At 68.2% G+C, this 26899-nt stretch carries 19 protein-coding genes; 6 read left to right on the top strand and 13 right to left on the bottom strand.

Annotation, left to right across the window (positions count from 1 at the left end):
- Nucleotides 1-16 precede the first annotated feature (16 nt).
- From gspL to ACSQ3N_RS04825, 6 genes are all read left to right on the top strand, one after another.
- The gene (gene gspL / locus ACSQ3N_RS04850; RefSeq protein ID WP_436145731.1) at nucleotides 17-1318 is read left to right on the top strand and encodes a type II secretion system protein GspL; all 1302 of its coding nucleotides are present in this window, start codon (nucleotides 17-19) and stop codon (nucleotides 1316-1318) included.
- Nucleotides 1315-1881, top strand: a complete 567-nt coding sequence (gene gspM / locus ACSQ3N_RS04845; protein ID WP_436145730.1) for a type II secretion system protein GspM — start codon at nucleotides 1315-1317, stop codon at nucleotides 1879-1881. Before gspL ends, gspM begins: the two co-directional genes overlap by 4 nt.
- A gap of 48 nt (nucleotides 1882-1929) precedes the next feature.
- Entirely contained in the window at nucleotides 1930-2739 is an 810-nt protein-coding gene (gene gspN, locus ACSQ3N_RS04840) for a type II secretion system protein N (protein ID WP_436145729.1), read from the top strand.
- Between the two features lie 4 nt (nucleotides 2740-2743).
- A complete protein-coding gene (gspD, locus tag ACSQ3N_RS04835) occupies nucleotides 2744-5332 on the top strand; it encodes a type II secretion system secretin GspD (protein WP_436145728.1) in 2589 nt (862 codons plus the stop codon).
- 19 nt (nucleotides 5333-5351) lie between these two features.
- Nucleotides 5352-6740: a GspE/PulE family protein gene (locus tag ACSQ3N_RS04830; RefSeq protein ID WP_056173161.1), complete on the top strand. Its 1389-nt coding sequence runs from the start codon at nucleotides 5352-5354 to the stop codon at nucleotides 6738-6740.
- Between the two features lie 480 nt (nucleotides 6741-7220).
- Nucleotides 7221-9542 carry a hypothetical protein gene (locus ACSQ3N_RS04825; protein ID WP_436145727.1) on the top strand — a complete coding sequence of 774 codons (2322 nt, stop codon included), beginning with the start codon at nucleotides 7221-7223 and terminating at the stop codon, nucleotides 9540-9542.
- An 82-nt stretch (nucleotides 9543-9624) separates the two neighbouring features.
- Here the strand turns inward: ACSQ3N_RS04825 and ACSQ3N_RS04820 are convergent, their stop codons facing one another.
- From ACSQ3N_RS04820 to mraY, 13 genes are all read right to left on the bottom strand, one after another.
- Complete coding sequence (locus ACSQ3N_RS04820; protein WP_436145726.1) at nucleotides 9625-11280, bottom strand: methyl-accepting chemotaxis protein; 1656 nt, start codon at nucleotides 11278-11280, stop codon at nucleotides 9625-9627.
- A 278-nt stretch (nucleotides 11281-11558) separates the two neighbouring features.
- Nucleotides 11559-13460 (bottom strand): phosphomethylpyrimidine synthase ThiC, encoded by a 1902-nt coding sequence (thiC, locus tag ACSQ3N_RS04815; RefSeq protein WP_436145725.1) that lies wholly within the window; start codon nucleotides 13458-13460, stop codon nucleotides 11559-11561.
- Between the two features lie 373 nt (nucleotides 13461-13833).
- Nucleotides 13834-14010 (bottom strand): hypothetical protein, encoded by a 177-nt coding sequence (locus tag ACSQ3N_RS04810; RefSeq protein ID WP_200912413.1) that lies wholly within the window; start codon nucleotides 14008-14010, stop codon nucleotides 13834-13836.
- Nucleotides 14011-14071: 61 nt separating this feature from the next.
- Entirely contained in the window at nucleotides 14072-14995 is a 924-nt protein-coding gene (gene lpxC / locus ACSQ3N_RS04805; RefSeq protein ID WP_056173149.1) for a UDP-3-O-acyl-N-acetylglucosamine deacetylase, read from the bottom strand.
- Between the two features lie 320 nt (nucleotides 14996-15315).
- Nucleotides 15316-16557: a cell division protein FtsZ gene (gene ftsZ / locus ACSQ3N_RS04800; protein ID WP_056173145.1), complete on the bottom strand. Its 1242-nt coding sequence runs from the start codon at nucleotides 16555-16557 to the stop codon at nucleotides 15316-15318.
- 175 nt (nucleotides 16558-16732) lie between these two features.
- The gene (gene ftsA, locus ACSQ3N_RS04795) at nucleotides 16733-17962 is read right to left on the bottom strand and encodes a cell division protein FtsA (protein ID WP_008903721.1); all 1230 of its coding nucleotides are present in this window, start codon (nucleotides 17960-17962) and stop codon (nucleotides 16733-16735) included.
- Nucleotides 17963-18060: 98 nt separating this feature from the next.
- The gene (locus ACSQ3N_RS04790; protein WP_056173143.1) at nucleotides 18061-18867 is read right to left on the bottom strand and encodes a cell division protein FtsQ/DivIB; all 807 of its coding nucleotides are present in this window, start codon (nucleotides 18865-18867) and stop codon (nucleotides 18061-18063) included.
- The gene (locus ACSQ3N_RS04785; RefSeq protein WP_056173141.1) at nucleotides 18864-19862 is read right to left on the bottom strand and encodes a D-alanine--D-alanine ligase; all 999 of its coding nucleotides are present in this window, start codon (nucleotides 19860-19862) and stop codon (nucleotides 18864-18866) included. Before ACSQ3N_RS04785 ends, ACSQ3N_RS04790 begins: the two co-directional genes overlap by 4 nt.
- The gene (gene murC / locus ACSQ3N_RS04780) at nucleotides 19859-21292 is read right to left on the bottom strand and encodes a UDP-N-acetylmuramate--L-alanine ligase (protein ID WP_056173138.1); all 1434 of its coding nucleotides are present in this window, start codon (nucleotides 21290-21292) and stop codon (nucleotides 19859-19861) included. Before murC ends, ACSQ3N_RS04785 begins: the two co-directional genes overlap by 4 nt.
- Entirely contained in the window at nucleotides 21289-22350 is a 1062-nt protein-coding gene (gene murG / locus ACSQ3N_RS04775; protein WP_056173136.1) for an undecaprenyldiphospho-muramoylpentapeptide beta-N-acetylglucosaminyltransferase, read from the bottom strand. Before murG ends, murC begins: the two co-directional genes overlap by 4 nt.
- Entirely contained in the window at nucleotides 22347-23618 is a 1272-nt protein-coding gene (gene ftsW / locus ACSQ3N_RS04770) for a putative lipid II flippase FtsW (RefSeq protein ID WP_056173133.1), read from the bottom strand. The genes murG and ftsW overlap by 4 nt, the downstream gene beginning before the upstream one ends.
- Nucleotides 23615-25663, bottom strand: a complete 2049-nt coding sequence (murD, locus tag ACSQ3N_RS04765) for a UDP-N-acetylmuramoyl-L-alanine--D-glutamate ligase (protein ID WP_235507496.1) — start codon at nucleotides 25661-25663, stop codon at nucleotides 23615-23617. The genes ftsW and murD overlap by 4 nt, the downstream gene beginning before the upstream one ends.
- Nucleotides 25660-26838 carry a phospho-N-acetylmuramoyl-pentapeptide-transferase gene (mraY, locus tag ACSQ3N_RS04760; protein WP_056173130.1) on the bottom strand — a complete coding sequence of 393 codons (1179 nt, stop codon included), beginning with the start codon at nucleotides 26836-26838 and terminating at the stop codon, nucleotides 25660-25662. Before mraY ends, murD begins: the two co-directional genes overlap by 4 nt.
- Between the last annotated feature and the right edge of the window lie 61 nt (nucleotides 26839-26899).

The raw sequence follows: 26899 nt of genomic DNA, 5'->3' as shown, positions 1-26899 counted from the left end.
CCCGCAAAACCCGTCCATGAGCACCCTCATCCTTTTCCTGCCGCCGGCCCGTCCGGGCCCCGCCACCGAGTACAGCTACACGCTGACGGCGGACGGCCACACCGCCATTCGACACGCCACCGCCCCTGCGGCACTGCTGCCCGAGCCCACGCGCCCGGGCGGCGAAGTGGTGGCCGTGGTGCCCGCCAGCGCGCTATCGTGGCAACGCGTACAACTGCCCCCCGGCGTGCCGCTGGGTGCGGGCCAGCAAACGCCGCGTCTGCGCTCGGTGCTCGACGGCCTGCTGGAAGACCGCCTGCTGGACGACGCCACGCAACTGCATTTCGCACTGCAGCCCGGCGCGCAGGCGGGCGAGCCCTTGTGGGTGGCCGTGTGCGACCGCGCCTGGCTGCGCGAAAACCTGCAAGCGCTGGAGGCCGCCGGCCGCCGTGTGGCGCGCGTGGTGCCCGAATTTGCGCCTGGCCCCACAGCCAGCGGCCGCCCCGAGCTGTGCGCACTGGGCACACCCGAAGAGGCCTGCGTGGTGCTGACAGGCCAGGGCGCCCACTACGGCGTGGCCGTGCTCCCGCTGTCAAACATGGCCCTGGCACTTGCGCGTGCAGGCCTGCCGGCCGCGCACGCTGTGCCCGGCGAAGAGGACGATGACCTGGTGGTCCGCGCCGAGCCGGCCGTGGCGGCCCTGGCCGAGCGCACGCTGGGCCAGCGCGTGACGCTGCACACCGCCAGTCAGCGCGCCATGGACGCGGCGCGCAGCGACTGGGACCTGGCGCAGTTCGACCTGGCCAGTACCGGCCGCACCCGCGCACTGCGCAAGGCGGGCAGCCTGGCCAGCGCACTGCTGCAAGCCCCGCAGTGGCGCGCCGCGCGCTGGGGTGCTGCGCTGCTGTTGGTGGCGCATCTGGTGGGCCTCAATGCCTGGGCCTGGCAGGAGCGCCAGGCCATGGTGGCCAAGCAGGCCGCCGTGCGTTCGACCCTGACGCAGACCTTCCCCAAAGTGCAGGTGGTGGTCGACGCACCCGTGCAGATGGAGCGCGAACTGGCGCAGCTGCGGCAAGCCGCCGGCAGCGTGTCGGCCCGCGACCTGGAACCTCTGCTGGCCGCTGCAGGCGCAGCGCTGCCTGCAGGGCGCCAGCCCACCGCCATCGAATACACCCCCGGAGAGCTGCGCCTGCGCGGCGTGACACTGGGCCCGGACGAAGAACCCGCGCTGACTGCGCGCCTGCAGGCCGCAGGCTACCAGGCCCGCGTGGACGACGGCAGCCTGCTGCTGCGTGCCGCTGACGGCGGTCTGCCACCGAGTGCGAAAGGCGCGCCATGAACACCCGCACTTCTTCTTCCGGCGCCGCACTGCGCGCCCGCTGGAACGCACTGGCGGCACGCGAACAAAACCTGGTGCTGGCCGCCAGCGGGCTCGTGGCCTTTGCGCTGCTGTGGTGGGTGGCCGTGGCCCCGGCCCTGGCCACGCTGCGCGCCGCGCCCGCGCGCCATGCCGAACTCGACGCCCAGCTGCAGCACATGCAGAGCCTGCGCACCGAAGCGCAACAGCTGCAGTCGACCCCCCGCAACACACGCGGCGACTCGGTGGGTGCGCTGCGCGCGGCACTGGCACAGCGCTTGGGCAACACGGCGCAGATCAATGTCATCGGCGACCGCGCCACCGTCACGCTCAAGGGCGCGCCTGCGGATGCGCTGGGCCAATGGCTGGCCCAGGCCCGCAGCAACGCCCGGGCCTCGCCCATCGAGGCACGCCTGGCACGCAGCACCGCGGCCGCACCCGCAGCCGCCAACGGGGCAGCAGCACCCGTGGTGCTGGGCGGCGCGCGCGCCATGCCGCGGTGGGATGGCACGCTGGTCCTGGCCCTGCCGCCCGCCCAGCCCTGACCAGCACTGCCTGCACGACTTCACGCACTGAACGCATCCCCCAACCCCGTGGCCACTTATTCCCGACACCGACCACCTGCTTCGCAAACGCCCCGCTCTGCCTGGGGCTGGGCGCTGGCGGGCGCCCTGGCAGGCGTATTGCCCGCCATGGTGGTGTTTGCGCCGGCGCAGTGGCTGGCCCACAGCATGACTGACGCCACCGGGGGGCAGGTGCAGCTGCTGCAGGCGCGCGGCACGGTATGGACCGGGTCGGCGCAACTGGTGTTGACCGGCGGCAGCGCCAGCCAAGACCGCGCCGCCCTGCCCGGCCGCCTGGACTGGCGCATACGCCCCAGCTTCAGCGGCCTGCGCGCGCAGATCCATGCGGACTGCTGCACACCCCAGCCGCTGCAACTGCAGATCGGCGCGGGCCTGTACGGTGCACAGCTCACCGTGATCGACGGCGAAAGCCTGTGGCCCGCGTCCGTGTTGACCGGCCTGGGCACCCCCTGGAACACCCTGCAGCCCCAAGGCCAACTGGTGCTGCAGACCCGCGGCCTCACCGCCCGCTGGAGCGCGGGCCGCATGGCGCTGGCAGGCCAGGCGCAACTGGACGCACGGGCGATGTCATCGCGCCTGTCCACCCTGCGCCCCATGGGCAGCTACCGGCTGGCAGTGCAGGGCGGCGAGGTGCCCACGCTCACTCTGAGCACGCTCGACGGACACCTGCAACTTAGCGGTTCGGGCCAATGGGTGGGCCAGCGCCTGCGCTTCACGGGCGAGGCCAGTGCCGCGCCCGAGCGCGAGGCGGCCCTAGCCAATCTTCTGAACATCATTGGACGGCGCAGCGGCGCGCGTTCCATCATCACCGTGGGTTGACCCTATGACTTCCTTGTTTTCACCCCGCCTCGACTTTGCTCTCAAAGCGATAGCTGCCAGCGTCCTGCTGGCTTGCGTCAGCGGCCAAATCAATGCACAAACCGCCATCGACACCCGCACCGGCAGCGTGCGCTCCGGCGAGCCGGTCACGCTGAACTTTGCCAACGCCGAGATCGAGGCCGTCGCGCGCACCATGGCCACCATCACCGGCCGCAACGTGGTGGTCGACCCGCGCGTGAAGGGCCAGCTCAACCTCGTCACCGAACGCGCCGTGACCCCGGCAGCGGCCTTCCAGCAATTCCTGGCAGCGCTGCGCCTGCAGGGCTTCACCGTGGTCGAAGCGGCGGGCCTGTACAAGGTGGTGCCCGAGGCCGACGCCAAGCTGCAGGGCGGCAGCGTGAGCGTGGTGCAGGGCAGCTCCGGCAGCGCGCCCGGCGGCGGGCAGATCGTCACGCAGATCTTCAAGCTGAACTTTGAAAACGCGGCCAACCTGGTGCCCGTGCTGCGCCCCCTGATCAGCCCCAACAACACCATCAACGTGAACCCCGGCAACAACTCGCTGGTGATCACCGACTACGCCGACAACCTGCAGCGCCTGGCGCGCATCGTGGCGGCCATGGACGTCTCCAACGCCAGCGACGTGGAGGTGATCCCTCTGCGCAACGCCGTGGCCACTGACCTGGCGCCGCTGGTGGCGCGCCTCATCGACGGCGGCAGTGCCGCCGTTGGCGTGCCGGCCGCTGGCCAGGGGCAATCGGACACGTCGTTCAAGACCACGCTGATCGCCGAGCCGCGCAGCAACTCGCTGATCCTGCGCGCCGCCAACCCGGCCCGCGTGGCGCAGGTACGCGCACTGGTGGACCGGCTGGACCAGGCACCCGTGCCCGGCAGTAGTGCGGCCACGGGCAACATCCATGTGGTCTACCTCAAGAACGCCGACGCCACCAAGCTCGCGACCACACTGCGCGCTGCCATGGCGGCGATGGGCACTGGCAACAGCTCGGGGGGTGCCGCCGTCGGCGGCGGTGCCAGCAGCCCCGCTGCGCAGAGCGGCAGCCTGAGCGGCGGCAACAACAGCGGGAGCATGCTGTCGACGGGTACGGGCCTGTCAGCCGGCAATAACGGAGGGCTGGGCGGTGGCAACAACACCATGGGCACCGCCAGCACCAACAACAACCAGCCGTCCACCGGCGGTCAGATCCAGGCGGACCCCACCACCAATTCGCTCATCATCACGGCGCCCGAGCCGCTATACCGCCAGCTGCGTGCCGTGATCGACCAACTCGACGGGCGGCGTGCACAGGTGCTGGTGGAAAGCCTGATCGTCGAAGTCGCGGCCAACAAAGTGGCGCAGTTCGGCATCCAGTGGCAGGGCATCCTGGGCAAGCAGGGCGATGGCACCGTGGGCGTCATCGGCACGAATTCCGGCGCTGCCGGAGCCAACATCCTGGGCGTGACAGCGGCCATCGCTTCGGGCAACGCCACTACCATCGCCACGGCGGCGGCCGGCCTGGGCGGCGGCCTGAACCTGGCCCTGGCGCCGCGCATCAACGGGCAGTACTACCTGGGCGCACTGGCCAACTTTCTGCAGAACAGCGGCGATGCCAATGTCCTCTCGACGCCCAACATCATGACGCTGGACAACGAAGAGGCCCGTATCCTCATCGGGACTAACGTTCCTTTCGTCACAGGCTCGTACGCCAACTCTACGGGCAGCAGCACGGTGAACCCCTTCACCACCGTGGAGCGCAAGGACGTGGGCCTGATGCTCAAGGTGCGCCCGCAGATCGGCGAGAACGGCACCGTGAAGATGGCGATCTACCAGGAAATCTCCAAGATCGACGACGCCACGCGCAACAACGTCAACGGCCCTAGCACCAGCAAACGCTCGGTCGAGTCGAACGTGCTGGTGGACGATGGCAGCATCATCGTGATCGGCGGCCTGCTGGAGGACACCTACTCGCAGGGCGAAGACAAGGTCCCCGTGATGGGCGACCTGCCCGTGGTGGGCAACCTGTTCAAGAGTGAGAACCGCAAGCGCAGCAAGACCAACCTGATGATCTTCCTGCGGCCGATCGTGGTGCGTGACAACGCCACCAGCGAAGCCTTGGTGGTCGACCGCTACGAAGCCATCCGCGCGCTGCAACACTCCACCCAGCCCGCACCAAGCTTGGTGATGGGCTCGGTGTCCGGGGCACCAGTGCTGCCGGCACTGGCCGAGCGCGCGGCTCCCGTGGCACGTCCAGCCCCTATCCCTCCATCCGTCGTGCCCGTACCTGCGCCGCTGCAAGAGCTGACACCAGTGACGCCGCCAGCGCAGCCCGTGCCGGGTACCACGCCGATGAGCAGCACTGTGTCTCTGTACTACGTCAACGTCGGCACTTTCGGCGATGACGCGCAGTCCATGGCCTCGATGGCCCGCCTGCGCAATTCGGCGCTGCCGCTGGCGCTGCAGTCGGTGGAGACCAACCGCGGCACAGCCACCCGCGTGCGCGTGGGTCCCTATGCGACCGAAGAGGCTGCCCAGGCTGCCGCAGCCACTGTGCGCGGCAAGCTGGCGCTGAACGCCACGGTGGCGGCGCAGCCGCTGTAAGCCAGGGACCGCCCACACCATGCGCCACCCCCTGCCCTACGCCTTTGCCCGCACCGCCCAGTTGCTGCTGGAGGATGACGGCCACCAGCTGGTGCTGTGGCACGGCCCGGCCCCCGACGCCGGCGCGCTGTCTGAAGTGCTGCGCAAGCACGCGGTGCAGCAGTTGCTGCCGCTGGACGCGCCGGGCCTGGCGCAGCGCATCAGCGCCGCGTACTCGCACAGCGAATCGAGCGCCGCCACGGTGGTGAGCGAGGTCGAGAGCGATGCCGACCTCTCGCGCATGATGCAGGAGCTGCCCGCGGTGGAAGACCTGCTGGAATCCGCCGGCGACGCGCCCATCATCCGCATGCTCAACGCCCTGCTCACGCAGGCCGCGCGCGACGGCGCGAGCGACATCCACATCGAGCCGTACGAGCGCCACTCCAGCGTGCGCTTTCGGGTGGACGGCACGCTGCGCGAGGTGGTGCAGCCCAACCGCGCGCTGCACGCCGCGCTGATCTCGCGCCTGAAGATCATGGCGGACCTCGACATCTCCGAAAAGCGCCTGCCGCAGGATGGCCGCATCAGCCTGCGCCTGGGCACGCGGGCCATCGACGTGCGCGTGTCCACCCTGCCCAGCGCCCATGGCGAGCGCGCCGTGCTGCGCCTGTTGGACAAGAGCGAAAGCAAGCTGAGCCTGGAAGCCGTGGGCATGCAGGGCGACACGCTGCGCCGCTTCGAAGGCCTGATCTCGCAGCCGCACGGCATCATCCTCGTGACCGGGCCCACGGGCTCGGGCAAGACGACCACGCTGTATGCGGGTCTGGGGCGCCTGGACGCCACGCGCAACAACATCATGACGGTGGAAGACCCCATCGAGTACGAGCTGCCGGGCGTGGGGCAGACACAGGTCAACAGCAAGATCGAGCTGACCTTTGCCAAGGCCCTGCGCGCCATCCTGCGGCAGGACCCGGACATCATCATGATCGGCGAAATCCGTGACTTCGAGACTGCGCAGATCGCCATCCAGGCATCGCTGACGGGCCACTTGGTGCTGGCCACGCTGCACACCAACGACGCGGCCAGCGCAGTGACACGGCTGACGGACATGGGCGTGGAGCCCTTCCTGCTGTCGTCGTCGCTGCTGGGCGTGCTGGCGCAGCGCCTGGTGCGCAAGTACTGCAGCCACTGCCATGGCAGCGGCTGCGAGCACTGTGGCCAGACGGGCTACACGGGCCGCACCGGCGTGTTCGAGCTGCTGGTGACCAACGACGCCATCCGCGCGCAGATCCACAACCAGGCATCCGAAGCCGACATCCGCACTGCCGCCATGGCCGACGGCATGGCGCTGATGCGCGACGATGCGGAACGCCTCATCGCCGCGGGCATCACCAGCCGGGAAGAAGTGCTGCGCGTCACGCGCGACTGACAGAGCTCCGTGGCGGGTGGCCCGTGGTGGGGCCCGGGCTCGCGCGGCGTTGACGCGCCCTGCCCTTTCGTCTGCGCTGAGCCCGCCGCTGCGCTCTGCTCACGCTACCTCTGCACCGCTGACGGCCTCTCAGCGATTGCTGGCCCGGCCTTGCACTTGCAGCGATTGCTATGCTTTCAATAGCTGCTAACGCATACCTAACAAGCGGTAGAGGCCTAAAAATCCCAAAATCCTCCGTCACCTGACGTCAACGTCCCGTCACACTGCGGCCCCGCGTGACTTCAGGCTGATACCGAACAGAGCACCCCGGCGCCCGCTGTCAGCGATGTCCGACAAACCCACTGGCCCGTGACCGCTGGAGCGCAGGGCCCGCTTTGAGAAGAATGACAGGCTTGGCAACCTGACGGTGCACCCGCTGCATCTGCTGCATCCGCCGGTGTTGCTCCGCCTTCATCCATCGCCGACAGCGCCCGAACCTTCATGCACCCAACCACCACCCAGCCCCACCCATGGCAATTCTTCCGCGCCGGGGGCGTGGACCAGGTGATCATCCGATCCGGCCAGGACATCGCCCGGCTGCCGGAGCTGGACCAGAAACTGTGGGTGGCGCTGGCCTGCCCCACGCGCGGCATCGAGTTCGACGAGCGCACGCTGGACCTCATCGACACCGACCACGACGGCCGCATCCGCCCCCCCGAGTTGCTGGCGGCCTGCGCCTGGGCCTGCGCGCAACTGCGCAACCCCGACGAGCTGACGCAGCCCGGCGACACGCTGGAGATTGCGGCCATCGATGACAGCACCGAGCCCGGTGCAGCGCTGGCGAACGCGGCGCGGCGCATTCTGTCGATGTCGGGACAGCAGGACGCCAGCGTGATATCGCTGGCCGACGTGGTGGCGCGCAGCGAACACCTGAGCACGCTGCGGTTCAACGGCGACGGCATCATCACCGTGGAGACTGCGCAGGACGACGCGCTCGCCCGCAAGGCCATCGAACACATCCTCAAGACCCAGGGCAGCACGCCGCCAGTGGGCGACCCGCCGCTGCCCGGCATCGACCGGGCCCGCGCCGAGGCGTTCTTTGCCGACCTGGACAAGATCTCCGCCTGGGCCGCCAAGGCCCGGGATGCGACGACTGCGCTCGCGCTGGGTGAACACACGCTCCAGGCCACCCAGGCCATGAACGCGGTCGCCCACAAGGTGGAAGACTTCTTCGCCCGCAGCCGCCTGGCGGCCTACGACCTGCGCGCGGCCACGGCCCTCAACCCGTCGCTGGAGGAATACACCGCCATGGCGGGCACCCAGCTGGACCTGTCGTCGCCCTCCATCACGGCGTTGCCGCTGGCGCCCATCACCCCCAAGGCCGTGCTGCCGCTCAACGAGGGCGTAAACCCGGCCTGGGCCCGCGCGCTGCGCGACTTTCGCGACCACACGGTGGCGCCGCTGCTGGGGCGACAGGCCGATGCATTGACGCAGCAGGAATGGCACACCATCGGCCAGGCGCTGGCGCCCTGCCAGCAGTGGCTGGCAGACCGGCCCGCCACACCGCTGGATGCGTTGGGTGACGAGGTGCTTCACACGCTGTACAGCAGTGACGCGCGGCAACGCGTGATGGATTTGATCGCCGAGGACGAGGCCGAGCAAAAGCACAACGAGCACACCAAAGACCTGGAAAAGCTGCTGCGCTTCAAGCGCGATCTGCTGGAGCTGCTGAACAACTTCGTGTCGTTTTCGGCGTTCTACCAGCGCCGGGGTGCGATCTTCCAGGCGGGCACGCTGTACCTGGACGCCCGCAGCTGCGACCTCACGGTGCAGGTGGCCGACGCGGCGCAGCACGCCAAGCTGGCCGGCCTGGCCAAGACCTACCTGGCCTACTGCCAGTGCACGCGCAAGGGCCACAAGATGGGCATTGTGGCGGCGTTCACCGCCGGCGATGTGGACTTCCTCTTCGTGGGCCGCAACGGCGTGTTCTACGACCGCAAGGGCCAGGACTGGGATGCCACCATCACCCGCATCGTCGAGAACCCGACCAGCATCGCCCAGGCCTTCCTGTCGCCGTACAAGAAGTTCGTGCGGTTGATCGAGGAGCAGGTCGCCAAGCGCGCCGCGGCCGGCGAGGCACGGGCGCAAAAGTCGCTGGGGACCACGGCGGGCGCCCTGGCCAACACGCCGCTCAAGGCCGCCGGCACCCCTGCCGACACGGTCACCGCCGCAGTCCCCCGGCGCACCGATGTCGGCACCGTGGCGGCCATCGGCGTCGCGCTGGGCAGCATCAGCGCAGTGCTGGTCGGCGTGTTCGCCAAGTTCGTGGACCTGGGGGTGTGGATACCGCTGGCGCTGGCGGGCATCGTGCTGGCCATCTCGGGGCCCAGCATGCTGATCGCCTGGCTCAAGCTGCGCCAGCGCAGCCTGGGGCCGCTGCTGGATGCCAGCGGCTGGGCCATCAACGGGCGCATGCGCATCAACACGCGGCTGGGCAGCTCGCTGTCGCAGACGGCCAAAGTGCCTGCCACTGCGCGCCGCACGCTGCAGGACCCGTTTGCGGAGTCGAAGGCACCGCTGTGGTGGAGCGCGGCGGCGCTCGTGGTGGTGGTGGCGCTGGGGGCGGCTGCGTGGCGCCTGCAGTGGTTCGACCGGTGGACCACTGCGCCTGCGCGGGCTCCGGCAGCGACGGCGCCTGCGCCGGCTTCAGCGGCTTCGTCTGCGGCCACGGTGCCGCCAGCCACGGGCAGCGCTGCCCCCGTGAACCCCGCCACCGCCCTGCCGGCCGCCACCGGTGCGGCTGCGGCGTCCAGCGCCCGCTGATTCTCCTGCGCGGCAGGGCCTGAGCAAAAAGCAAAAGGCCGGTCGCCCGGCCTTCTGCGTGTGGGCTGTGCCCTGTGCAGGGTCAGCGAATCTGCAGCGCGGGCCGGCGCGCTGCCTGGGCCACCGCGGGTGCCGAGGGCTCGCCAGGCGCACCGAACGCCGGCGAAGACCCCGCGGCGCCTTCCTGCAGCCGGAACTGCCGCACGGCACTGGTCAGGTGCACGGCCTGCTCGCGCAGGGATTCCGACGCGGCGGTGGACTGCTCCACCAGCGCGGCGTTCTGCTGCGTCATCTGGTCAAGCTGGGTGACGGACTGGCTGATCTGGCCGATGTTGTCGCTCTGCTCGGCCGACGACGCGGTGATCTCCGCAATGATGTCGGACACGCGGCGCACGCTGCTCACGATCTCGGTCATCGTCGCACCGGCCTGGCTCACCAGGCGCGAGCCGTCTTCCACGCGCTCCACCGACGAGCCGATCAGGCCCTTGATCTCCTTGGCCGCCGCCGCACTGCGCTGGGCCAGGCTGCGCACTTCGCTGGCCACCACGGCAAAGCCGCGGCCCTGCTCGCCCGCCCGTGCGGCCTCGACCGCAGCGTTCAGCGCCAGGATGTTGGTCTGGAACGCGATGGAGTCGATCACGCCCGTGATGTCGGCGATCTTGCGCGAGCTGGTGGTGATCTGGTCCATGGTGGTGACCACCTGCGACACCACGGCGCCGCCGCGTGCGGCCACCTCGGCGGCAGACGATGCGAAGTCGCTGGCCTGGCGCGAAGACTGCGCGCTTTGCTGCACGGTGCTGGTCAGCATTTCCATCGACGATGCAGTCTCTTCCAGGTTGGCCGCCGTCTGCTCGGTGCGGTGGCTCAGGTCGTGGTTGCCGCTGGCGATCTCGGAGCTGGCGGTGGAGATGTTGCCGGCCGAGTCCTGCACCTGGCGCACCAGGCCGCGCAGCGCGTCCTGCATGCGGCCCATGGACACCACCAGCTGGCCCACTTCGTCGTGGTTCATCACCACCACGTCGCGCGACAGGTCGCCGCCGGCGATGCGCTCGGCCAGCTCCTGCGCCTGGCCCAGGGACTTGGTGATGGAGCGCACGCTGAAGAACGTGAGCGGAATCAGCACCGCCAGGCCCAGCAGCAGGCCGATGCCGATCAGCGCCGACATGGCCTTGGCGCGCGACTCCACGCCCGCGCGGGCCTCGTCCATCTGGGTGCGGGCCGACGTGGCCAGGCTGGAGAACAGCTTGTCGGTGGCTTCCATGTGCACCTTGAAACGGTCGGCGTAGGCGCCACCGCCCGCACCGTCGAGTTGCGCGCGTTCGATCTGCTCGAAGATGGGGGAGATGCCGGTTTCGTACTGCTTGATCTCGGCCAGCGACTTGTCGATGGACTCGACAAACGCTGCATCGCCGGACTGCACCTGGCGCACATCGGCCAGGCTCTTGCGCAGGGCGGCCAGGGTCTTGGCCCAGGTCTCGCGCAGTGCGGAGACTTCGACCGAGTTGTTGAAATTGATGATGATGTCTTTTTCGGTGCGGCGCAGATCACCCAGTGTGGTGCGCAGCTCGGACATGTCGGTCAGCGTCTGCACCCGCTCCGAGAACAGCACCTGCAGCGTGCCGCGCGTGCGGTCCAGTGCCACATAACCCATGGCGCCAATGACGACCAGCAATATCAGCGAAAAAACGGTTCCGAAGTACAGGCGGGTGCGGATCGAAAAACGGCCCAGAGCATTCATGGCTCTTCCTTACATTTTTTAACAGACAACCCAGCATAGCAAATTTGGTGCCACGCCACCACCCGTCCTTCTGGGCCGGGCGTGGGCGCGACTATATGCTGTGCGGGCCTGTCAAAAGCACAGGGTAAGCCCCGGCTTCCCAGGCGCAGCAGGGAAACCCTGGAGCCAGTAGCCGGGCTAATGTGAATGCGATCTACGGGAACACCCCTACTGATACGACAACCCCAAAAAAGGACGCACGCGGCGTCCTTTCGCTTGGTGTCCAGGGGCCTGGGTCGTCAGGCCTTGCCCTGCCCTGGCGCCGCGCCTTCGGCCACGATGGGCACGTACAGCTGACCGCCCTGGCGCTGGAACTCCACCGCCTTGGTCTCCATGCCGCGGGCCAGCGCTTCCGACTCGGCCATGCCCTTTTGCGCGGCGAACTCGCGCACCTCCTGCGTGATCTTCATCGAGCAGAACTTCGGGCCGCACATGGAGCAGAAATGCGCCACCTTGGCGCTGTCTTTCGGCAGCGTCTCGTCGTGGTATTCCTTGGCGGTGTCGGGGTCCAGGCCCAGGTTGAACTGGTCCTGCCAGCGGAAGTCGAAACGCGCCTGGCTCAGCGCGTCGTCGCGCGCGCGGGCACCCGGGTGGCCCTTGGCCACATCGGCCGCGTGGGCGGCGATCTTGTACGCGATGATCCCTTGCTTGACGTCGTCGCGGTCGGGCAGCCCCAGGTGCTCCTTGGGCGTCACGTAGCACAGCATGGCCGTGCCCATCCAGCCGATCATGGCCGCGCCGATGGCCGATGCGATGTGGTCGTAGCCCGGTGCGATGTCGATGGTCAGCGGGCCCAGGGTGTAGAACGGCGCTTCGTGGCAGGTCTTGAGCTGCTCGGTCATGTTGGCCTGGATCATGTGCATGGGCACGTGGCCGGGGCCTTCGATCATGGTCTGCACGTCGTGCTTCCAGGCCACCTGGGTCAGCTCGCCCAGCGTGTGCAGCTCGGCGAACTGCGCTTCGTCGTTGGCGTCCGATGCGCAGCCGGGGCGCAGGCCGTCGCCCAGGCTGAACGACACGTCGTACGCCTTCATGATGTCGCAGATGTCCTCGAAGTGCTCGTACAGGAAGCTCTCGCGGTGGTGCGCCATGCACCACTTGGCCATGATGGAGCCGCCGCGCGAGACGATGCCCGTGCGCCGCTGCGCTGTGAGGTGGATGTACGCCAACCGCACGCCGGAATGGATGGTGAAGTAGTCCACGCCCTGCTCGGCCTGCTCGATCAGCGTGTCGCGGAAGATGGCCCAGGTCAGGTCCTCGGCCACGCCGCCCACCTTCTCCAGCGCCTGGTAGATCGGCACCGTGCCGATGGGCACGGGCGAGTTGCGCACGATCCAGTCGCGCGTGGTGTGGATGTTCTTGCCCGTGGACAAATCCATCACGTTGTCGGCGCCCCAGCGGATCGCCCAGACCAGCTTTTCAACCTCTTCCTCGATGCTGGAGGTGACGGCCGAGTTGCCGATGTTGGCGTTGATCTTGACCTTGAAGTTGCGCCCGATGGCCATGGGCTCGACCTCGGGGTGGTTGATGTTGGCGGGGATGATGGCGCGGCCCCGGGCTACTTCATCGCGCACGAATTCGGGGGTGATGATCTTGGGGATGCTCGCGCCCATGGGATTGCCCATCAGGCGCTGCTCGCGGCCCGCGTCCTGCATGTACTGGGCCATCCACTCGCGCTTGCCGTTCTCGCGCAGGGCCACGTACTCCATCTCTGGCGTGACGATGCCCTTCCTCGCGTAGTGCATCTGGGTTACGTTGGCGCCGCTCTTGGCACGCAGCGGCGGGCGCTGCAGCGCGGCCGCTTCGGTGCGCAGCTGGGCCAGGCGCGCCGCGTCTTCGCTCTTGCTGCCGTCGTCCAGCGCCACACGCTGGCGGCCGTCGTACAGCTCGGTGTCGCCGCGCGCGGCGATCCAGCCACCGCGCACGCTGGCCAGGCCCTGGCGCACGTCGATGGTGGCCGTCGGGTCGGTATAAGGGCCGGAGGTGTCGTACACGCTGACCTGCTCACCATTGGTGAGCGCGATGTCGCGCACGGGCACGCGGACATCGGGGCGGCTGCCGGTCAGGTAGCTCTTGGTGGAAGCGGGAAAGGGTTCGCGGGTGAGCGCGAGCAAATGGGCGAACTTGTCGGGGGCATTCATGGCGGGCACATTCCTATCGGTGGGATGGATCTGTGCTCCGCAATAGGCCGGCATGGACCGCACGCCCCCTGGCGGGTGCCCGGGCGCACCGCCAAGGCCTGGGCAGGCCCCTGCTGTGCGCACGTTGCGCACCAACGCTGCCCGGTGGGCGTGGTGTTGGTACTCAGGTGCGGAAAATTCCGACTGCAGCTCTTCTTACGCTGGTACTAACCAGATCAAGTTCGCGGTTCCGGCGGTAAGGTCCGCCGTCTCAGCACGCCCAGCAGCCTGTTCGATGTTGTCGAAGCAGGCCCCTACGTGCACCCCGGAGCAGGCGCGAGTATAGGCCACTGTGCGGGCTGGGGGAAACCGCGGCGGTACAGGGCAGGAGCTGTCAGGTCACGCGGTCGATCAGCACCACCGCAAAAAACACCACGGCGGCGATCACCGTCCATTTCAGGATGGCCAGGCCGATGCGCTTGTAGTGGGCCTGGCCTGTGCCCACGTAGAAACCGAAGGAGACAGCCGCTGCCAGAAGCAAAAAGATGGCGAGCCAGCGAACGATGATCATGGGGGACGTGCCTTTCAGCAGTGCGCAACAGGGCCGGTCCGCCGGCCAGCCAGACCCGCGGTCACCAGGCGCGCGCCGGCTGCGCAAAGCCGCCCGGGGCCTGGCGCTCGTCTTCGAAGGTCACCACTTCCCAGGCATCGCGCTGCGCCAGCAGCTCGCGCAGCAGCAGGTTGTTCATGCCGTGGCCCGAGCGAAACGCGCTGTAGGCCGCCAGTAGCGGCTTGCCGATGAGGTACAGGTCGCCCATGGCATCAAGAATCTTGTGCTTCACGAACTCGTCGTCGTAGCGCAGGCCGTCGCTGTTGAGCACCTTGTAGTCGTCCATCACGATGGCGTTGTCGAGGCCGCCACCGAGCGCCAGGCCGTTGGAGCGCATCATCTCCACATCGCGCGTGAAGCCGAAGGTGCGGGCGCGCGCGATGTCGCGGCTGTAGTTGCCAGCGCCCATGTCGAACTCCACGCGCTGGCCGGTGGAGTCCACCGCAGGGTGGTCGAAGTCGATCTCGAAGCTGAGCTTGTAGCCGTGGTAAGGCGCCAGGCGTGCCCACTTGGTGTTGGCACCCTCGCCCTCGCGCACCTCCACCGGGCGGAGCACGCGGATGAAGCGCTTGGGCGCGTTCTGCAGCTCCACGCCCGCGCTCTGCAGCAGGAACACGAACGATGCCGACGACCCGTCGAGGATGGGCACCTCTTCGGCCGTGATGTCCACGTACAGGTTGTCGATGCCAAGCCCCGCGCAGGCCGACATCAGGTGCTCCACCGTGTGCACCTTGGCACTGCCCACCGCGATGGTGGACGCCAGACGGGTGTCGGTCACGGCCTCGGCGCGGATCGGAATGTCCACCGGCTGCGGCAGGTCCACCCGCCGGAACACGATCCCGGTGTCCGGCTGCGCAGGCCGCAAGGTCAGCTCGACCCTCTGACCACTGTGCAGGCCCACGCCCACGGCGCGGGTGATCGTCTTGAGGGTGCGTTGCTGGAGCATCCGGCGATTTTAGTGGGGCGACCCCGCGAAAACCATCCGCAGCTTCCTATGACCTTGATAGGAAACGGATTGGTTCAATTCAGTTAGTGAGAGCAAGTTGAGTCACTGCGCAATTGGACGTTTAACAGCTACGCCTCTGAACGCTGTGCTTGAGGTGCCTGACGAAAGGACCGCTCAATCGGACAACGGCGGACCAAAACTGGCGCGACCCAGGCCAGAGACACCGCGCAAGGGCCGCCCCGCCGCGCTGGTGTCGTCCCCCCTCCCGCGCAGCGAGAGAGGGGGTGAAGCGGCGTAGCCGCTCAGGGGGGAGTACCGAATCAATCTGCTTGTTTACGCAGGAAAGCCGGGATCTCCAGATCGTCCATGCCACCCGACGACAGTGCGTCCACGCGGGCTGCCGCCTGCGTGCGGTTGGTGCGCCACACGCTGGGCACCGACATGCTGCCGTAGTCGGCCTGCGTGCTGCCGGCGTGGCCGCCTTGCACGCCCATGGCCGAGCCCAGGGTGCCCGCACCGGTCAAAGGCATTTGGTAAGCCACGTTGTCCGTGCCGGTGCGCAGGCCGCCCTGCACCACCGAAATCGGCTGGCGGCGCGCGTTGGGGCGCGACAGGCCGGTAGCGACCACGGTCACGCGGATCTCGTCGCCCAGGCTGTCGTCGTAGGCGGCGCCGTAGATCACGTGCGCATCGGGCGAAGCGTAGGCATTGATGGTGCTCATGGCCAGGCGCGATTCGGACAGCTTGAGGCTGCCCTTCGCGGCCGTCACCAGCACCAGCACGCCCTTGGCGCCCGACAGGTCGATGCCTTCGAGCAGCGGGCAGGCCACGGCCTGTTCGGCAGCGATGCGGGCGCGGTCCGGGCCGCTTGCGGTGGCCGTGCCCATCATGGCCTTGCCGGGCTCGCCCATCACGGTGCGCACGTCTTCGAAGTCGACGTTCACGTGGCCGTATTCGTTGATGATTTCGGCAATGCCGCCCACGGCGTTCTTGAGCACGTCGTTGGCATGGGCAAAGGCTTCGTCCTGGGTGATGTCATCGCCCAGCACTTCCAGCAGCTTCTCGTTGAGCACGACGATCAGCGAGTCGACGTTGGCTTCGAGTTCGGCCAGGCCGTTGTCGGCATTCGTCATGCGGCGGCCGCCTTCCCAGTCGAAGGGCTTGGTGACCACGCCCACGGTGAGAATGCCCATTTCCTTGGCCACGCGGGCGATCACGGGTGCAGCACCCGTGCCCGTGCCGCCACCCATGCCGGCGGTGATGAACAGCATGTGCGCGCCGTCGATGGCCAGGCGGATGTCGTCCACTGCGGCTTCGGCGGCTTCACGGCCCTTGTCGGGCTTGCTGCCGGCGCCCAGGCCGCTGCCACCCAGCTGGATGTGGCGGTGGGCCGAGCTGCGGGTCAATGCCTGCGCGTCGGTGTTGGCGCAGACAAACTCCACGCCCTGCACGCTGCGGGCAATCATGTGCTCGACGGCGTTGCTGCCGCCGCCGCCCACGCCGATCACCTTGATCTGGGTGCCCTGGTTGAATTCTTCGGCTTCGATCATTTCGATGGTCATGTTGGAGCTCCTGTTTCTTTCGCTGAATTCGTTTGCAATCTCGTGTGCAACTGCCAATGGGTTGTTCGGTATGTCATCGTGAGCAGTGGGGGCGGCGGTCCGGTACATCGTCGCCATCGCCCGCGCAGTGTTCGGTGCGGGCTGCCTCGCGCTAGCCAAAGAGGAAATTTCATGGTCAGAAATTCCCCACGATGAAGTCCTTGAAGCGGCCAAAGGCCGTCTTCATGGACCCGCTTTTCTGTGCCACCTTGAAGCCGCGTAGGCGTGCCAGACGCGCCTCTTCCAGAAGGCCCATGACGGTAGCAGCTCTGGGCTGTGCCACCATGTCAGACAAAGCGCTGGAATACTTCGGAATGCCACGCCGAACGGGCTTCAAGAAGATGTCTTCGCCCAGCTCGATCATCCCGGGCATGACCGAGCTGCCGCCGGTGAGCACGATGCCCGACGACAGCACTTCTTCATACCCCGACTCGCGCACCACCTGCTGCACGAGCGAGAAGATCTCTTCGACCCGCGGCTCGATCACGCCCGCCAGAGCCTGCTTGCTCAGCATGCGGGGGCTGCGGTCGCCCAGGCCGGGTACTTCCACCTGCGCCTCGGGATCGGCCAGCAACTGCTTGGCGTAGCCGCTTTCGACCTTGATGTCCTCGGCGTCCTTCGTGGGCGTGCGCAGCGCCATGGCGATGTCGCTGGTGATGAGGTCGCCCGCGATCGGGATCACCGCCGTGTGGCGGATCGCGCCGCCGGTGAAGATCGCCACGTCGGTCGTGCCCGCGCCGATGTCGACCACCACCACGCCCAGCTCGCGCTCGTCGTCGGTCAGCACCGCCTGGCTGCTGGCCAGCGGGTTGAGCATGAGCTGCTCGACCTCCAGGCCGCAGCGGCGCACGCACTTGATGATGTTCTCGGCCGCGCTCTGGGCGCCGGTCACGATGTGGATCTTGGCCTCCAGGCGGATGCCGCTCATGCCGATGGGCTCCTTCACATCCTGCCCGTCGATCACGAACTCCTGCGGCTCCACCAGCAGCAGGCGCTGGTCGCTGCTGATGTTGATGGCCTTGGCCGTCTCCACCACGCGCGCCACGTCGGCCGAGGTGACTTCCTTGTCCTTGACGGCCACCATGCCGCTCGAGTTGAGGCCGCGGATATGGCTGCCGGTGATGCCGGTGTACACGCGCTGGATCTTGCAGTCGGCCATCAGCTCGGCCTCTTTCAAGGCCTGCTGGATGCTCTGCACGGTGGCGTCGATGTTGACCACCACACCGCGCTTGAGGCCATTGCTCGGAGCCACCCCCAGGCCTGCCAGCTTGAGCTCTCCATTGGGCAGCACCTCGGCGACCACGGCCATGACCTTGGCCGTGCCGATATCGAGCCCCACCACAACGTCTTTGTATTCTCTTGCCATATCAGTCTCTGCCCTTCTCTGTTCTGCCTGGCCGCCCCTCGGTCGGCACCACACCCTGGCCCGTACGCTTGCGCACCTTGATCTGTTGCTGCATGCCGTTACCTCCTGCGCACCGCGGCCGGTGCACCCGTGCCATCCGCCGCCACCGTGGTCACGCCGCGCATGCGCAGCGCGTAGCCGCCGGTATGCCGCAGGTCTGCGGACTCCAGCGCATCCACACGGCGGTGGTACTGCGCCGCCACCTGGGTGAGCGTGCGCGTGAACCGCTGCGTGCGCTGCACCACCTCCGCGGGCGTGCCGCCACCGAGCTCGACCACCGCGTCGCTGTCCAGCGTCACGCGCCAGCCGCCGCGGCCGGTCAGCTCCAGCGTGTCGACCTCCATCCCCAGCGGCTTGAACACCGGCGCCAGCAAACCATGCATCTGCAGCACCTCGGGGGAGCTGCCTGCCGGGCCCAGCAGGCGCGGCAGGCCTTCCTGCTCCACGTCGCCCACGTTGGCCTCGAACACCTCGCCCTGCGTGTTGACCAGGGCGGAGCCGCTCTCGGGGCCCCAGTACGCCACCGCGTCGTGCTCCTGCAGCTGCACATGCAGGCTGCCCGGGTACACGCGCTGCACTTCGGCGCGGCGCACCCAGGGCACCTGCTCGAATGCCTCGCGCGCTGCGCGCAGGTCCACCGTGAAAAAATTGCCGGCCAGGTGCGGTGCCACATTGGCCCGCAGCGTGACCGCGTTGTTGTGCACCAGGTCGCCCTGCACCACGATGCGCGACACCGCAAAGCCGGGGTAGCGCAGCACCCACCACGTCCCCGCCACCAGCACGCCCGCAGCCAGGCACACGAACAGGGCCGAGGCGGTCCAGTTCATGAGCTTGACGTCCAGCGGTGCCGGCAGGGTGGAGGTCATGGGTGGGCGGCTCCTTGTGCGGCACGCGGCGCATCCAGGGCTGCCCCGGCCAGAATGCGCAGGCACAGCTCCTCGTAGCTGATACCGGCCGCACGCGCAGCCATGGGCACCAGGGAGTGGCCCGTCATGCCAGGGGATGTGTTGATCTCCAGCAGGAAGGGCTTGCGGTCGCTCGCGCGAATCATCAAGTCGGCACGGCCCCAGCCGCGGCATCCCAGCGCGCGGTAGCTCGCCAGCACGATGCGCTGTATTTCCTGCTCTTCGTCTTCCGGCATGCCGCTCGGGCACTCGTACTTCACGTCGTCGGTGAAGTACTTGTTCTGGTAGTCGTAGCCCGCTTCGGGGGCAAGGATGCGGATCACAGGCAGTGCACGCGCATGCGCGCCCTCACCCAGCACAGCACAGGTGACCTCCTCGCCGTCGATGAACTCTTCGCAGAGCACGTCGGGGTCGTACTTCGCAGCCAAGGCAACCGCGTCCTGCATTTCAGAGTAGCCGCGCACCTTCGATACGCCGATGGACGACCCTTCGCGTGGTGGCTTGACGATGAGCGGCAGGCCCAATTCGTCCGGCACCAGGCGCACATGCTCGCGCGCCTGCAAGTCAGGGGGAAGGCGCACATAGCGCGGCGTTGGCAGGCCCTCGGCAATCCACATGCGCTTGGTCATGACCTTGTCCATCGCAATGGCCGAGGCCAGCACGCCCGGGCCGGTGTACGGAATGCCCAGCAGTTCCAAAGCGCCCTGCACAGTGCCATCCTCGCCCCGGCGGCCGTGCAGCGTGATGAAGCAGCGCGCATACCCGTCGCGCTTGAGTTGCGACAGCTCGTTCTGCGCCGGGTCGAACGCATGCGCGTCCACGCCGCTGGAGCGCAGCGCCTGCAGCACGCCGCTGCCGGACATGAGGGACACCTCGCGCTCGGCAGAGTCGCCGCCCATCAGAACGGCGACCTTGCCCAGGGCCTTCACATCGATATCGAGTTCAGAAACAGTCATACCGCGCTCCCCTCCAGCGCCTTCAGCTCATTGTTTTGTAGCAAATCGACCACCTTGCCGGGCACGGCCCCGATGGAGCCTGCGCCCATGCACATCACCACATCGCCCGCCCGGGCGTTGTCGGCAATGGCCTGCGGAAGGTCGGCCACGTTGTCGACAAACACGGGCTCCACGCGGCCGGCCACCCGCAGCGCGCGGGCCAGCGAGCGGCCGTCGGCGGCCACCACGGGTGCCTCGCCGGCGGCGTACACCTCGGTCAGCAGCACGGCGTCGGCGTTGCCGATGACCTTCACGAAATCTTCGAAGCAGTCGCGCGTGCGGCTGTAGCGGTGCGGCTGGAAGGCCAGCACCAGGCGCCGCCCGGGGAACGCGCCGCGCGCGGCCGCCAGCGTGGCGGCCATCTCCACCGGGTGGTGGCCGTAGTCGTCGATCACGGTGAACGCGCCGCCGCCCTTGGCCGGCATGTCGCCGTAGTGCTGGAAGCGCCGACCCACGCCCTTGAAGCCCGCCAGCGCGCGCTGCACGGCTTCGTCGGGGATGTTGAGCTCCACCGCGATCGCGATGGCCGACAGTGCGTTGAGCACGTTGTGCTCGCCCGCGAGGTTGAGCACCACCTCCATGTCGGGCAGCGTGACGCCGTTGCGACGCTGCACGGTGAAGCGCATCTGCCCGGCCTCGGCGCGCACGTTGATCGCGCGCACCTGGGCGTCTTCCGAAAAGCCGTAGCTGGTGATCGGGCAGGTCACGCTGGGCATGATCTCGCGCACCGCGGGGCTGTCCACGCACAGCACGGCCGTGCCGTAGAACGGCATGCGGTGCAGGAAGTCGACGAACGCACCCTTGAGCCGACCGAAGTCGTGCCCGTAGGTTTCCATGTGGTCGGCGTCGATGTTGGTCACCACGGCCATCACCGGCAGCAGGTTCAGGAACGACGCGTCGGACTCGTCGGCCTCGACCACGATGTAGTCGCCGCTGCCCAGCTTGGCGTTGGCGCCCGCGCTGTTGAGCTTGCCGCCGATGACGAAGGTCGGGTCGAGCCCTGCCTCGGCCAGCACGCTGGTCACGAGGCTGGTCGTCGTCGTCTTGCCGTGCGTGCCCGCGATGGCGATGCCTTGCTTCAGGCGCATCAGCTCGGCCAGCATGAGCGCGCGCGGCACGACCGGGATCTTCTTCTCGCGCGCGGCCAGCACCTCGGGGTTGTCGGGCGTCACGGCGGTGGACGTGACCACCGCATCGGCACCGTCGATGTGCGCCGCGGCATGGCCCAGGCAGGTCTTGATGCCCAGGCCCTCCAGGCGCCGCAGCGTGGCGCTGTCGGCCAGGTCGGAGCCCGAGATGCGGTAGCCCAGGTTGAACAGCACCTCGGCGATGCCGCTCATGCCGGCGCCGCCCAGGCCGACAAAATGGATGTGGCGAATGGCGTGCTTCATGCCAACTCCTCGCAGGCGGTCACCACTTCGCGGGTGGCATTGATTTTTTGCATGTTTTTGGCTTTCAACGCTGTATCTACCAGCGTGGAGCGCTCCATATTCAATAGCATCTGCGACAGGCCTTCGGGCGTCAGGTCGCGCTGCTGGGTGAGCCACCCGCCGCCTGCATTCACGAGGAACTGGGCGTTGGTGGTCTGGTGGTCGTCCACCGCCGAGGGGAAGGGCACGAACAGTGCGGCTGCCCCCACGGCCGCGATCTCGGTCACGGTGCTCGCGCCCGCGCGGCAGACGATGATGTCGGCGTCGGCAAAGGCGCTGGCGGTGTCGTCGATGAACGGCGTGCATTCGGCCGCGACACCTGCCGCGGCATAGTTGGCGCGCAGCGCGTCGATCTGCGTCGCGCCGCTCTGGTGGATGACCACCGGGCGCTGGTCCGCAGGCATCAGCGCCACGGCCTGCGGCACGATCTCGTTGAGCGCACGGGCGCCCAGGCTGCCGCCCACCACCAGCAGGCGCAGCGGCCCCGTGCGCCCGGCAAAACGCTCCGCCGGTGCGGGCTTGCTGGTGAAGGCGGTGCGCAGCGGGTTGCCCACCCACTGGCCCTTGGGGAACACATTGGGGAACGCTGTGAACACACGGTCTGCCACGCCCGCCAGCACCTTGTTGGCCATGCCGGCCACCGAGTTCTGCTCGTGCAGCACCAGCGGCTTGCCGGCCAGCACGCCCATCATGCCGCCCGGAAAGGTGATGTAGCCGCCCAGGCCCACCACCACGTCGGGCTTGACGCGGCGCACCACCGCCAGTGCCTGGCAGAACGCGCGCAGCAGGCGCAGCGGCAGCAAGGCCAGCGTGATGAGGCCTTTGCCGCGCACGCCTGAAAAATCGATGAGTTCGAGCGCAAAGCCATGCGTGGGCACGATGCGCGACTCCATGCTGCCCGGCGCGCCCAGCCAGTGCACGCGCCAGCCGCGCGCACGCAGTTCTTCCGCCACGGCCAGGCCCGGGAAGATGTGGCCGCCGGTGCCGCCGGCCATGATGAGGGCAGTCTTCTGCGTCATACGCGCCCCCCTCTCATGAGGAGTTTGTTCTCGTAGTCCACCCGCATCACCACCGCCAGCGCCACGAGGTTCATCAAGATCGCCGACCCGCCAAAACTCATCAGCGGCAGCGTGAGCCCCTTGGTGGGCAGTGCGCCCAGGTTCACGCCCATGTTGATGAAGGCCTGGAAGCCGATCCAGATCGCCACGCCCTGCGCGACGAGGCCGGAGAACACGCGGTCGAGGGCGATGGCCTGGCGGCCGATGTGCATGATGCGGCGCGTCATCCACAGAAACAGCACGATGAGGATGACCACGCCCACCAGGCCGAACTCTTCGCCGATCACGGCGAGCAGGAAGTCGGTATGGGCTTCGGGCAGCCAATGCAGCTTCTCGACGCTGCCGCCCAGGCCCACGCCGAAGATCTCGCCGCGCCCGATGGCGATCAGCGAGTGCGAGAGCTGGTAGCCCTTGCCCAATGCGTGCTCTTCGCTGAACGGGTCGAGGTAGGCGAACACGCGCTCGCGACGCCAGGGCGAGCTGGCGATCATCACGCCGAAGGCCGACACCAGCACGCCCGCGATCAGGAAGAACATGCGGGCGTTCACGCCGCCCAGGAACAGGATGCCCATGGCGATCACGGCGACCACCATGAAGGCGCCCATGTCGGGCTCGGCCAGCAGCAGCACGCCCACGATGGCCACGGCGGCGCCCATGGGCAGCACGGCGCGAAAGAACCGCTCCTTCACCTCCATCTTGCGGACCATGTAGTCGGCCGCGTAGATGAGGACGGCGAACTTGGCCACCTCCGACGGCTGAAAGCCGATGGGACCGAGCGACAGCCAGCGCCGCGCACCGTTGACCACCTTGCCCACACCCGGGATCAGCACCGCCACCAGCAGCAGCAACGCTGCCACGAAGAGCCAGGGTGCCACGCGCTCCCACAGCGCCATCGGGATCTGGAACGCCAGCAGCGCGGCGACAAAGCCCACCACCAGGTACATCACGTGGCGGGTCAGGAAATGGGTGGAAGCGTAGTTGGCAAAGCGCGGGTTGTCCGGCATGGCGATGGAGGCCGAATACACCATCACCAGCCCCCATGCGAGCAGCGCCACCACCACCCACAGCAGGGCCTGGTCGAAGCCGAGCACGCTCGCGGGCGTGCTGGTGGTGCGGGGGCGGTAGTCGGTGCCGCCCACGCGCACGGGCAGCACGTCCACGGCCTTGCCCGGCAGGCCGCCGAACCAGCCGGTCACGCGCTGCAAAAGGCTGCTGGCGGGTGCGCTCATGCCACACCTCCCATCGCGTCATCGGCCAGCGCGCGCACGGTGTCGCAGAACACCTGTGCCCGGTGCTCGTAGCCGCGGAACATGTCAAAGCTGGCACAGGCGGGCGACATCAGCACGGCGTCGCCTGCGTGTGCGCGCTGCGCGGCCAGCTCCACGGCCTGGGGCAATGTCTCTGCATCGACCAGGGCCACGCCGCTGTCGGCCAGCGCGGCGCGGATCAGCGGCGCGTCGCGCCCGATCAGCACCACGGCGCGCGCGTAGCGCGACACGGGCGCTGCCAGCGGCGAGAAGTCCTGCCCCTTGCCGTCGCCGCCCAGGATGACGACGATGCGGCGCTCCGCACCCAGGCCGGTCAACGCAGCGACGGTGGCGCCCACGTTCGTGCCCTTGCTGTCGTCAAAGTATTCGACGTCGCGGATGATGGCCACCGGCTCCACGCGGTGCGGCTCGCCGCGGTACTCGCGCAGCCCGTACAGCAGGGGCGCGAGCGTGCAGCCCGCGGCCGATGCCAGCGCCAGCGCGGCCAGCGCGTTCACCGCGTTGTGGCGGCCCCGGATGCGCAGCGCGTCGGCGGGCATCAGGCGCTGGATGTGCAGGTCTTCGGCGGCCTCGTTGCGGCCGCGCTTGCGGGTCTCGTCGGCGTCCATGGCGCGCACCAGCCAGGGCATGCCGCTCACGACCTCGATGCCGAAGTCGCCGGGGCGCTGGGGCATGTCGGCGCCGAAGGTCAGGTGCTCGCGCACCTGGGGCTTTTGCAGCTTGACCTTGATGGGTGGCGGCAGCATCTGCATCACCGCCGCGTCCTCGCGGTTCAGGATCATCAGGCCGGTCTTGCCGAAGATGCGGGCCTTGGCAGCGGCATACGCGGCCATGTCGCCATGCCAGTCCAGATGGTCCTGCGTGATGTTGAGCACCGTGGCGGCCGTGGGCTCGAAAGCTCCCTCCCCCACAGTCACGTCGTCCAATTGGAAGCTCGACAGCTCCAGCACCCACACCTGCGGCAGTGTGGCCGCGTCGATATGGCCCGCCAGCGTGTCGAGCAGCGTGGGGCCGATGTTGCCGGCCACGGCCACGGTCTTGTCCGAGCGCTCCACCAGCTGGCCGGTGAGCGACGTGACGGTGGTCTTGCCGTTGGTGCCCGTGATGGCCAGCACGGCCGGCGCGTAGCCGTGGGACGCCCGCAGCGTGGCCAGGGCCATGGCATACAGGCTCAATTCGCCCCCCACCGGCAGTCCGATGGCGCGAGCAGCTACAAAAACAGGAGCAACCGTATCGGGGCTCAGGCCTGGCGACCGGTAGACCGCGTGCAGGCCTCGGCCGTCCACCAGGGCTGCATCGAAGGCGCCGGCCACAAAACGCACCCCGGGCAGCTCGTGCTGCAGCGTGGCGAGTTGCGGCGGCGCTTCGCGCGTGTCGGCCACAGTGACGTCGGCGCCGCAGCGCACGCACCAGCGCGCCATGGCCAGGCCGGAGGCACCCAGGCCCAGGATGAGGATGTTCTGGCCCTGCAGTGGCGTCATGCCCTGGCCGGGGGGGCCCAGGGGTTCGGTGGGCGCATCAGCTGCAGGCTCCGCGGCGGCATCGGCGTTGTCCTGCTGTGCCACAGGCTCTGGGTCCGCAGGTGCGTCGGCGGCCACCACGTCGGCAAAGATCTGCGCGACGAAGTCGGCAGCAGCCTTGGCAGCGGAGATGGCCGGGGGCTTTTCGGGGTCCCACGCAGCGGCGGCGGCTGCTGCCGCGCGCGCGCCGGGGCCGGCGGCTGGAGCTTCGGCCTCGGGCTGGGGGTCTACGGATTCTGCTGATGCCTCGGCATCGACCAACGACTGCGTGGGTGCACTGCCGGACGTGCCGGACATGTCGGGCACGGTTGATGCGCCATCCGCCGGATCGGCAGTGCCTGCACCTGCCGCGTCGCCAGCGGACTGCGACACCGCGCCCTCCGCCGCTGGATCGGCAGGCACGGCCCCGCCTGCATCCGTGTCTGGAGGCAGCTTCACCACCGAGGGGGTGGTGGTCGCGGGGATGAGGGGATCGTCCGGGTTCATCGCAGTTTCAGGGTCGACAGGCCGACCAGGCACAGCAGCATGGTGATGATCCAGAAGCGCACGACCACCTGCGTTTCCTTCCAGCCGCTCTTTTCGAAGTGGTGGTGCAGCGGCGCCATCTTCAGCAGACGCCGGCCTTCGCCATAGCGGCGCTTGGTGTACTTGAACCAGGTCACCTGCAGCATCACCGACAGCGCCTCGACCACGAAGATGCCGCCCATGATGGCCAGCACGATTTCCTGCCGCACGATGATGGCGATGGTGCCCAGGGCGCCGCCCAGCGCCAGCGCGCCCACGTCGCCCATGAAGACCTGGGCCGGGTGTGCGTTGAACCACAGGAAGGCCAGGCCCGCACCCGCCATGGCGGCGCAGAAGATCAGCAACTCGCCCGAGCCGGGGATGTGCGGGAAGAACAGGTACTTGGAATACACCGAGCTGCCGGTGACGTACGCGAACACGCCCAGGGCCGAGCCCACCATCACCACGGGCATGATCGCCAGGCCGTCCAGGCCGTCGGTCAGATTCACTGCGTTGCTCGAACCCACGATCACCAGGTAAGTCAGGATCACGAAGCCCAGCACGCCCAGCGGGTAGCTCACTTCCTTGAAGAACGGCAGCTGCAGGCCCGCCTTGGGCGGCAGGTCGAGCGAGAAGCCCGACTGCACCCAGCCGACGAACAGCTCCCACACCTTGGCGTTGGAGCTCTCGGAAATGCTGAACACCAGGTACAGCGCGGCCGTGAGGCCGATCACCGACTGCCAGAGGTACTTCTCGCGCGAGCGCATGCCCTCGGGGTCCTTGTTGACCACCTTGCGCCAGTCATCCACCCAGCCGATGGCGCCAAAGCCCAGCGTGACGATGAGCACGATCCAGACGAAGCGGTTGGACAGGTCGAACCACAGCAGGGTCGAGATCGCGATCGACAGCAGGATCAGCACGCCGCCCATGGTGGGCGTGCCGCTCTTGGACAGGTGCGACTGCATGGCGTAGCCCCGGATGGGCTGGCCGATCTTGAGCGAGGTCAACACGCGGATCACCTTGGGCCCCGCCACCAGGCCGATGAGCAGCGCCGTCATGGCCGCCATCACCGCACGGAAGGTGAGGTACTGGAACACGCGGAAGAAGCCGAACTCGGGCGACAGGCCCTGCAGCCATTGGGACAGGACTAGCAGCATGCGGCACCTCCGGCAGGTTGCCGCACCGCGGGGATGCTGGAGGCGGCCTTGAAGGCCCGCA

This window comes from Acidovorax sp. LjRoot194, assembly GCF_964253015.1.
Taxonomy (GTDB): Bacteria; Pseudomonadota; Gammaproteobacteria; order Burkholderiales; family Burkholderiaceae_C; genus Acidovorax.
Note: the sequence above shows the minus strand (reverse complement) of the source record. Positions and strands in the feature narration are given on the sequence as shown.

What these genes read in the sequence shown, in the direction of transcription:
- ACSQ3N_RS04830 (WP_056173161.1), top strand. Translation starts at nt 5,352, where the DNA reads ATGCGCCACCCCCTGCCCTACGCCTTTGCCCGCACCGCCCAGTTGCTG.
- thiC (WP_436145725.1), bottom strand. Translation starts at nt 13,460, where the DNA reads ATGAATGCCCCCGACAAGTTCGCCCATTTGCTCGCGCTCACCCGCGAA.
- ftsA (WP_008903721.1), bottom strand. Translation starts at nt 17,962, where the DNA reads ATGGCAAGAGAATACAAAGACGTTGTGGTGGGGCTCGATATCGGCACG.
- ACSQ3N_RS04810 (WP_200912413.1), bottom strand. Translation starts at nt 14,010, where the DNA reads ATGATCATCGTTCGCTGGCTCGCCATCTTTTTGCTTCTGGCAGCGGCT.
- ACSQ3N_RS04785 (WP_056173141.1), bottom strand. Translation starts at nt 19,862, where the DNA reads ATGACTGTTTCTGAACTCGATATCGATGTGAAGGCCCTGGGCAAGGTC.
- gspM (WP_436145730.1), top strand. Translation starts at nt 1,315, where the DNA reads ATGAACACCCGCACTTCTTCTTCCGGCGCCGCACTGCGCGCCCGCTGG.
- ACSQ3N_RS04825 (WP_436145727.1), top strand. Translation starts at nt 7,221, where the DNA reads ATGCACCCAACCACCACCCAGCCCCACCCATGGCAATTCTTCCGCGCC.
- mraY (WP_056173130.1), bottom strand. Translation starts at nt 26,838, where the DNA reads ATGCTGCTAGTCCTGTCCCAATGGCTGCAGGGCCTGTCGCCCGAGTTC.
- murC (WP_056173138.1), bottom strand. Translation starts at nt 21,292, where the DNA reads ATGAAGCACGCCATTCGCCACATCCATTTTGTCGGCCTGGGCGGCGCC.
- lpxC (WP_056173149.1), bottom strand. Translation starts at nt 14,995, where the DNA reads ATGCTCCAGCAACGCACCCTCAAGACGATCACCCGCGCCGTGGGCGTG.
- gspL (WP_436145731.1), top strand. Translation starts at nt 17, where the DNA reads ATGAGCACCCTCATCCTTTTCCTGCCGCCGGCCCGTCCGGGCCCCGCC.
- ACSQ3N_RS04790 (WP_056173143.1), bottom strand. Translation starts at nt 18,867, where the DNA reads ATGACCTCCACCCTGCCGGCACCGCTGGACGTCAAGCTCATGAACTGG.
- murD (WP_235507496.1), bottom strand. Translation starts at nt 25,663, where the DNA reads ATGAACCCGGACGATCCCCTCATCCCCGCGACCACCACCCCCTCGGTG.
- murG (WP_056173136.1), bottom strand. Translation starts at nt 22,350, where the DNA reads ATGACGCAGAAGACTGCCCTCATCATGGCCGGCGGCACCGGCGGCCAC.
- ftsW (WP_056173133.1), bottom strand. Translation starts at nt 23,618, where the DNA reads ATGAGCGCACCCGCCAGCAGCCTTTTGCAGCGCGTGACCGGCTGGTTC.
- gspD (WP_436145728.1), top strand. Translation starts at nt 2,744, where the DNA reads ATGACTTCCTTGTTTTCACCCCGCCTCGACTTTGCTCTCAAAGCGATA.
- ACSQ3N_RS04820 (WP_436145726.1), bottom strand. Translation starts at nt 11,280, where the DNA reads ATGAATGCTCTGGGCCGTTTTTCGATCCGCACCCGCCTGTACTTCGGA.
- ftsZ (WP_056173145.1), bottom strand. Translation starts at nt 16,557, where the DNA reads ATGACCATCGAAATGATCGAAGCCGAAGAATTCAACCAGGGCACCCAG.